General features: G+C 68.6%; 9 protein-coding genes. 4 read left to right on the top strand and 5 right to left on the bottom strand.

Annotated elements, in window-relative coordinates:
• Positions 1-128: 128 nt before the first annotated feature.
• Positions 129-869 (bottom strand): SDR family NAD(P)-dependent oxidoreductase, encoded by a 741-nt coding sequence (locus E5083_RS19745; RefSeq protein WP_135787008.1) that lies wholly within the window; start codon positions 867-869, stop codon positions 129-131.
• A gap of 91 nt (positions 870-960) precedes the next feature.
• Here E5083_RS19745 and E5083_RS19740 point away from each other — a divergent pair, with 91 nt between their 5' ends.
• Entirely contained in the window at positions 961-1,569 is a 609-nt protein-coding gene (locus E5083_RS19740; protein WP_244317570.1) for a TetR/AcrR family transcriptional regulator, read from the top strand.
• A 113-nt stretch (positions 1,570-1,682) separates the two neighbouring features.
• Here the strand turns inward: E5083_RS19740 and E5083_RS19735 are convergent, their stop codons facing one another.
• Complete coding sequence (locus tag E5083_RS19735) at positions 1,683-2,300, bottom strand: TetR/AcrR family transcriptional regulator (RefSeq protein WP_135787007.1); 618 nt, start codon at positions 2,298-2,300, stop codon at positions 1,683-1,685.
• Between the two features lie 128 nt (positions 2,301-2,428).
• On the opposite strand from E5083_RS19735, the gene E5083_RS19730 reads away from it, so the two are divergent.
• Complete coding sequence (locus tag E5083_RS19730; RefSeq protein ID WP_135787006.1) at positions 2,429-3,013, top strand: hypothetical protein; 585 nt, start codon at positions 2,429-2,431, stop codon at positions 3,011-3,013.
• Between the two features lie 90 nt (positions 3,014-3,103).
• Here the strand turns inward: E5083_RS19730 and E5083_RS19725 are convergent, their stop codons facing one another.
• From E5083_RS19725 to E5083_RS19715, 3 genes are all read right to left on the bottom strand, one after another.
• On the bottom strand, positions 3,104-3,508 hold the full coding sequence (locus E5083_RS19725; protein WP_135787005.1) for an FKBP-type peptidyl-prolyl cis-trans isomerase: 405 nt from the start codon (positions 3,506-3,508) through the stop codon (positions 3,104-3,106).
• A 118-nt stretch (positions 3,509-3,626) separates the two neighbouring features.
• Positions 3,627-4,265, bottom strand: coding sequence for a LysE family translocator (locus tag E5083_RS19720; protein WP_135787004.1), 639 nt, complete (start codon positions 4,263-4,265; stop codon positions 3,627-3,629).
• A 66-nt stretch (positions 4,266-4,331) separates the two neighbouring features.
• Complete coding sequence (locus tag E5083_RS19715) at positions 4,332-4,841, bottom strand: 2'-5' RNA ligase family protein (protein WP_208754092.1); 510 nt, start codon at positions 4,839-4,841, stop codon at positions 4,332-4,334.
• Positions 4,842-4,904: 63 nt separating this feature from the next.
• On the opposite strand from E5083_RS19715, the gene E5083_RS19710 reads away from it, so the two are divergent.
• Positions 4,905-5,375: an SRPBCC family protein gene (locus tag E5083_RS19710; protein WP_135787003.1), complete on the top strand. Its 471-nt coding sequence runs from the start codon at positions 4,905-4,907 to the stop codon at positions 5,373-5,375.
• Between the two features lie 521 nt (positions 5,376-5,896).
• Positions 5,897-7,327 carry a purine-cytosine permease family protein gene (locus E5083_RS19705; RefSeq protein WP_244317582.1) on the top strand — a complete coding sequence of 477 codons (1,431 nt, stop codon included), beginning with the start codon at positions 5,897-5,899 and terminating at the stop codon, positions 7,325-7,327.
• Positions 7,328-7,338: the final 11 nt, after the last annotated feature.

Below are 7,338 nucleotides of genomic sequence, written 5' to 3'. Positions count from 1 at the left end.
TTCAGGGTGGTCCGGTCGGCGATGAACTCGCCCATGCCGTCGAACTCGTGGGCGTTGAGTGCCTTGAGGTAGCGCTCGTAGAACGCGCGCAGGTCGGACATCGGCCGGCCTTTCTGTGGGGGGGGGGCTCAGATCTGGTTGAGGCCACCGTCGACGTACAGGCTCGACCCCGTGACGAAGCTGCTCTGGTCCGAGGCGAGGAAGGCCACGGCGGCGGCGACCTCCTCCGGCCGCCCGAGCCGGCCCAGCGGCACCCGCGCCGACAACTGCTCCTTGAACCGCTCCGCGTCGGGGGTGAGCGCCGACAGCGCCGGAGTGTCGGTCGGGCCGGGCGTGACGGTGTTGACCCGGATGCCGCGTTCCTTGAGTTCGTTGGCCCAGGTCCGGGCAAGGGAGCGGGTGGCGGCCTTGGTCGCCGCGTACACACCGAGCCCCTCGTCGCCGACGTCCACGTTCGTGGAGCCGTTCAAGATCACGGAGGCACCGTCGTTGAGGAGGGGCAACGCCTTCTGGACGGTGAACAGCGTGCCCCGGACGTTGATGCCGAAGAGGCGGTCGAAGTGCTCCTCGGTGACCTGTTCGAGCGGTACGAGGTCGGCGACGGAGGCGTTGGCGAACAGCACGTCCAGCCCCCGGCCCCGGCTGCGGACGGCCTCGTAGAGCCGGTCCAGGTCGGCCAGGTCCGCGATGTCACCGGTGACGGCGGTGGCCGCCGGGCCGATCTCCGCGACGGCAGCGTCGAGTTCGTCCTTCCGCCGCCCGGTGAGGAACACATGGGCGCCCTCGGCCGCCAGCCGTTTGGCACTGGCGAAACCGATCCCGGCGCTGGCCCCCGTGACCACTGCGGTCTTGCCCTCGAGAAGTCCCATGTCGACTGCCCTCCACATTCTGTAGTGATCGATGCAGAATGCAAGCCTAGCACTTTCGTATCGGTCACTACAGAAGAGATAGAATGAACGGGTGAAGACGGAGAAGAAAGGCCCGAGCGGCCGCCCGCGGGGCTTCGACACCGGCGAGGCCCTCGAACGCGCCATGCTGGTCTTCTGGGAACACGGCTACGAGGGCGCCAGCCTGGGCCGCCTGACCAGCGCGATGGGCATCTCGGCGACAAGCATGTACGCGGCCTTCGGCAACAAGGAGGAGCTGTTCCGCAAGGCCCTGGAGCGGTATACGGAGGGCCCGAGCGCCTACCTGGACGACGCGCTGGAGGAGCCGTCCGCCCTCGGCGTCGTCACCGCGATCCTGTCCGGCGTCATCCGGACCACCACCGCTTCGTCCGGGCCGCAGGGGTGCATGGGTGTCCAAGGGGCGCTGGCCGCCGGTGAGTCGGGTCGGGCGGCCCAGGAACTCCTCATCGGGTGGCGCAACGACGGTTACGTACGGATTCGGGAGCGGTTCGAGCGGGCCGTCGAGGAGGGTGACCTTTCGGCGGGCACCGATGCGGGGCTTCTGGCCCGGTACGTGACCACGTTGGCACATGGCATCGCGGTGCAGGCGGCCAGTGGGGTGTGCCGGGATGAGCTTCAGGCGATGGTTGGCGCGGTGTTGCGGGGGTGGTCGCCTTTGTAGGGGGCTGCCTCGGCCGGTGAGCTCGCGATGAGGGGCTCGACGCGGGCGAGTTCATACCGTCCGGCACGCCTGACGCACTGAGCCCCGACGCCGTACCGCCCCTTCCGGAACGGTCATGTGGTCTGCGGAACAGGGGAGTTGGGTGCCGATGCTGTGCCGGTGTGCAAGATCCCCTCGACACCGTCCAGGAACGTCGCACAGATCAGCGTCGGGTCGAAGAGACAGCCGGCAGCCATCGCCCCGTCGCGGAGCATGACGAAGTGCCGTCCGGTCACGTCGGCGGGGGCGCAACCGGCGTCTTCCATGAGCTGCGTGGCGGTCTCCAGGAACCATTGCCGGTGGGCCAGCACGGCTTGGTGGACGGGGTGCGCCGGGTCGGGATACTCGGCCGCCGCGTTCAGGAAGGCGCAGCCACGGAAGCCGGGGGACTGGATGCCGTCGGCGATGGATTTGCCCACGGCCCGTACCGTCTCGGCCGCCGGAAGGCCCTGCGCCCGGATGGCGTCCACCTGCCCCCGGATGCCGTGATCGGCCTGCTGGAGGTAGGCGAGGATCAACTCGTCCTTGCCCTTGAAGTGCCGGTACAGGGTGGCGCGAGTGACCTGGGCCTCCGCGATGATCCGGTCCACTCCGACGGAGTGAATGCCCTCGGCGTAGAAGATCCGGGTTGCCGTGTCGAGCAGTCGCGCCCGGGCCTCGGAGGTGCTCTTGCCTTCTGTGCGCGCGCTCATGGGGGTCACGGTAGCAGGAGGGGAGGGAGAACGTTCGGTCTTGACAGGGGGGCGGGAAGGTCCCTTAGATGAGTGGAGGGAGACCGAACGTTCTCCCTCTTCTCTGCCTCCCTGCGGAAGGGCATCTCATGGCCTCGTCCATCACCGCCCCTGCTCCCACCAAGAGCGACACTGCGGCGCTGCGCCGCCTGTACTTCCTGCGCTTCGCGTTCGCCACGGTATGGGCCGTCCTCGTCTTCGCCTCCGCCCACACCCTGAGCCCCCTCAGCGCGACACTGCTCGTGATCTATCCCCTGTTCGACGTGGCGTGCGCAGTCGTGGACATCCGCTCCGCCAAGGCGAACCGTGGGCCCGTGCGGGGTCTGTACGCGAACGTCGCCCTCAGCGCCCTCACCACCGCAGGTCTCGTCGCCGCAGCCACCTCGGGCATCCCGGCAGTCCTGCGAGTCTGGGGTGCGTGGGCCATCACCGCCGGAGTGGTCCAGTTGATCGTCGGCGCCCTGCGACGCCGACGCGGCATGGCAGGCCAGTGGCCGATGATCCTCAGCGGAGCCATCTCCACCCTCGCCGGAGCCTCCTTCATCGCCCAGGCCGGCAAGACGAATGCCTCTTTGGGCACGTTGGCGGGCTACGCCTTCCTGGGCGGAGTCTTCTTCCTGGTCTCCGCGCTGCGCTTGGGACAGTCGGACCGGACCGACCGAATCGCGGTGTGAGAAGTCGGCGTCGGCCCCGCGGTGGGTGCACGCGGGGCCGGCTCGCTGCGGCGATCCGACTCGACGGCCCGCCATCGGGGTGATCGCGACCTAGGCGTTGCTCCAGCCGGTCGTACGGGAGTACAAGTCCAGCAGGTCCACCACGAACACCAGGGTCGAACCCGGCGGAATCAACGGCGACGGCGACTGATTGCCGTACCCGAGCCGGGGCGGAACGATGATCTCGCGCCGACCCCCGACCCTCATCCCCCTCACTCCCCGGTCCCACCCCTTGATGACCTTGCCGCTGCCGAGGGCGAACTTGAACGGCTCCCCCCGGTCCCAGGACGCGTCGAACTCCTTCCCGGACGCGAAGGTCACCCCGACATAGTGAACCCGAACCACCATGCCCGACTTGACCTCAGCCCCGTCCCCGACGACCAGATCCCGCACGGTCAGCTCGGTAGGCGCGTCCCCCTCCGGAACCTCGACCTCGGGCTTGGTCAGTTCACTCATGCCAACCTCATCACTCATCGCCGAAGGCCGTCAGACCGGGCGAACGCTGTACGCATCTGATGGCCACGCTACCGATACCGCGGCATGCGAGGCCGACGCGTGCCGATCGCTCTGCCGGTCAGGCGGCCGCAGCGACCCCGATCCCGATGGCGATGAACAGCCACCCGGTGGTCAACTCCCACCGGCGTCGGAACTTCGGACGTGCCAGCAGGGCGCGCAGCCGGGCGGCGACGGCGACCAGGGCGAACCAGTAGACGATGCCGATCAGCACATCCAGGATGCCCAGGAAGAAGATCTGCCGGGTCGTCGAGCCGCCCCCGTGGACGAACTGCGGCAGGATGCTGAGGAAGAACAGCGCGGCCTTGGGATTGAGCACGTTGGTGAAAAACCCCTGAGCGAAGCCGGAACGCCACCGCGCCCCACCCGACCGCGAATCCGCTGGCACGGCAGGGCCTTCGTGACGCTGCCGCACAGCACGCCGAGCGGCAAGCACCGCCCGTACTCCCAGATGGACCAGGTAGCCCGCGCCCAGCAGCTTGATGGCGTCATAGACCACGGGACTACGGGCTGCGATCACCGACAGCCCAATGGCGGCGGCAAGCATGTGCACACACAGCCCGACTTGGGCGCCCAACGCAGCCGCCCGCCCCTTCGACGGATGCTCGGCGGCCGACCGCACCACGACCAAAAAGTCGGGACCGGGAACGACGTACGCCACCAGCACCACGCCGAGAAACCCGATGAGGTCGACCGACATCCGCTCTCCGTCCGTCCGCTCCGCCCCCACTCCAACCTGTTGCCCCCAATTCCCTTGCCTGAGCGCCTAGGTGAGCCGCTCCACGGTTCGCGACTCGGTGTCGTAGCTCCGCGCCGCGGTGAACCGTCCCTCCCAGGGCTCGGACAGCTCGGCGGGCAGGAGTTCCGCAGGCCATGGGTCGGGTCCGGACCGTGTCCGGCCGAGGCTGAGGTGGGGCACCCAGTTCTCCGGCTCGAACACCGGATTCCCGGCCCCGGGCAGCAGCTCCCATACCCGACGCTGCAGGGCGGTCAGCCCGGCGTCGGTCACAACTCTCCACGCCAGTACCGAAGTTCGCCCCTCGAAGCGAAGCGTCCCCTCCAGGCGTAGCGGCAGGGGAAGCACCGAGAGCGCCCCCGCGAGCGCAGGCCGCACGTCCCACGGCAGCTCGGACGCGGTCGTCAGCGTGAGGTGAGGCCGATTCGTCGTATGCCGGTGACCGGCCAGACTGGGCATCCCCGCCTCGGAGAGCCGCCCCCAAACCCACCGCACCCGCGCCTCGGTCGCTTCGTCGGGCAACAACTCCACGGTGCGCACGGAGCCAGCGTAGGACGCGAGCCGGGCAGAACACGCGCCAAAGCAAACATGCAAGGGTGAAGCATGACGACGGACCGATTTGAAGTAACGCGCCAGATGGCCGCATCCCCCGCCACGATCTTCGACGTACTGCGATCCCCGCAGGGCCACGTGGCCATCGACAGCTCAGGCATGCTCCAGTCCGCGGAGGGTGACCCGGTGAGCGCGGTGGGCGACCAGTTCCTCGTCCACATGGACCGGGAGGCCCTCGGAGACCTCCCCATGGGCCGCTACGACGTGACCGTGATCATCACCCGCTACGAACCCGACACCCTCCTGGAGTGGACGATCTCGGGCACCATCCAGCCCCCCATCCGCCACCTGTACGGCTACCGCCTCACCCCCAACGACTCGGGCACCCTCGTCACTTCCTATTACGACTGGAGCCAGATCGACGACAAGTACCGAAAGGCAGGCATCTTCCCCGTCATCCCCGAAGCCGGCCTACGCGCCACCCTCGGAATCCTCGCCCGCACGGTCGCACCGAAGAGTTGAACTGTCCGTTCGCCCAAGCGACTTGGCCTGCGGCCGGGTTGGGCAGGGCTCAAGCGGGCACGTGAAGGCGTCAGGGCACGTGAGCTGCGGGAGCAGCAGGCGGGTGTCCTCGGCTGAACGCGAACCGGCCGTGCCGGAGCGCTGTGGACTGCCTCCGGCGCGGCTCAGGGCCACTACCGAGAGGAAGCCATGTACGCAGTACTACTGGCGGCGGATCGTCGCCCGGACGGACCTTCCTGGTCGCCGTACCTGGCCATCGGCATGTTCCTCCTGGTCTGCATAGCCATGGGTGTCCTTTACCTGAAGCACCGAAAGGACTGAGAGACAACACGCGGCCCCCCTCTGAGTCGACCACTGCCCGGTCGGCAGGGTATTGACAAATCATTCAGTGGGTCAGAGTCTGCATGGCAATATGCAGGACGGGTGGGCGAGCACGCGGAGGGCAGACGATGACCGGGGCGGGTCGTACAGACCACAGGGACGCGCACACCACGGGCAGCCCCGGTCGGGCCGACGGCGTGATCGAGCGGCATTCCATCGATGTGGTGCCCGACGGCGAACGGCACGGCCGCGCGTTCAACCAGTTCACACTCTGGCTCGGTGCGAATCTCCAGATCACCGCCATCGTCACCGGCGCCCTCGCCGTCGTCTTCGGCGGTGATGTCGTCTGGTCGCTCGTGGGACTCGTCGCCGGCAACCTGCTGGGCGGCGCCGTCATGGCGCTGCACTCCGCGCAGGGCCCGAGACTCGGACTCCCACAGATGATCCAGTCACGGGCACAGTTCGGCGTCCGGGGCGCCGCGGTACCGCTGCTCCTGGTCATCCTGATGTACGTCGGCTTCTTCGCGAGCGGCAGCGTGCTCGCGGGGCAGGCCACCGCCCGCCTCACCCATACCAACGACACCACGGGCATCATCGTCTTCGCCGTACTCACCGCCGTCGTGGCCGCGATCGGCTACCGCGTCATCCACGTCGTGGGCCGAGTCGCGAGCGCCGTCTGCGCCGTCGCCTTCGTCTTCCTGGGCATCCGGCTGCTCGACCGCGTCGACGTGAGCGCCCTCCTCGGCGACTCCCACTTCTCGCTGCCCATGTTCCTGCTCGCCATGTCGCTCTCCGCGTCCTGGCAGCTCGCCTTCGGCCCGTACGTCGCCGACTACTCGCGCTACCTGCCGCGCACGACCAGCGCCCGGGCGACGTTCTGGTGGACGCTGTCCGGCTCGGCGCTCGGCTCCCAGTGGTCCATGACGTTCGGCGTGCTGGTGGCGGCGAGCGCGGGGGAGCGGTTCCTCGACGACCAGGTGGGCTACGTCGTCTCGCTCGGCGGCGCCGGGCTGGCCGCGTCGCTCCTGTACTTCGTCATCGCCCTGGGCAAGCTGACCATCAACGTCCTCAACACCTATGGCGGCTTCATCTCCATGGTCACGGGGATCAGCGGCTTCCGTGGCCAGCGGACCCTCTCGCCGCGCGGCCGGGCCGCGTACATCGCCGCGATCATGGTGGCCGGCACCGCGATGGCCCTGCTCGGCAAGGACAGCTTCCTCGTCTCGTTCAAGGACTTCCTGCTGTTCCTGCTGACCTTCTTCACCCCCTGGTCGGCCATCAACCTCGTCGACTACTACCTGATCTCCCGCGAGCGCTACGACATCCCCGCCCTCTTCGACCCCCACGGCCGCTACGGCGCCTGGCGCGCCAACGCCCTGATCGTCTACGCGATCGGCGTCCTGGCCCAACTCCCCTTCCTGGCAACGTCGTTCTACACCGGCCCCCTCGTCGCCCCCCTCGGCGGCGCGGACGTCTCCTGGATCGTCGGCCTCGCCGTACCGGCCACGCTGTACTGGCTGCTGGCAAGGTCCGACAAGTCGGCCGACAGCACCGAGCCCGGCGCGCCGGCCGACGTACTGCCCATCGACGGCGGCCCCCTGGAGGACCCGTCCGTCCTCACCGGCGAATGAGGTCGGCCCTG

Origin of the sequence: Streptomyces bauhiniae (assembly GCF_004784475.1) — a bacterium.
In the GTDB taxonomy this organism is placed as follows: Bacteria; Actinomycetota; Actinomycetes; order Streptomycetales; family Streptomycetaceae; genus Streptomyces; species Streptomyces seoulensis.
This window is presented reverse-complemented; position numbering and strand designations above follow the sequence as displayed.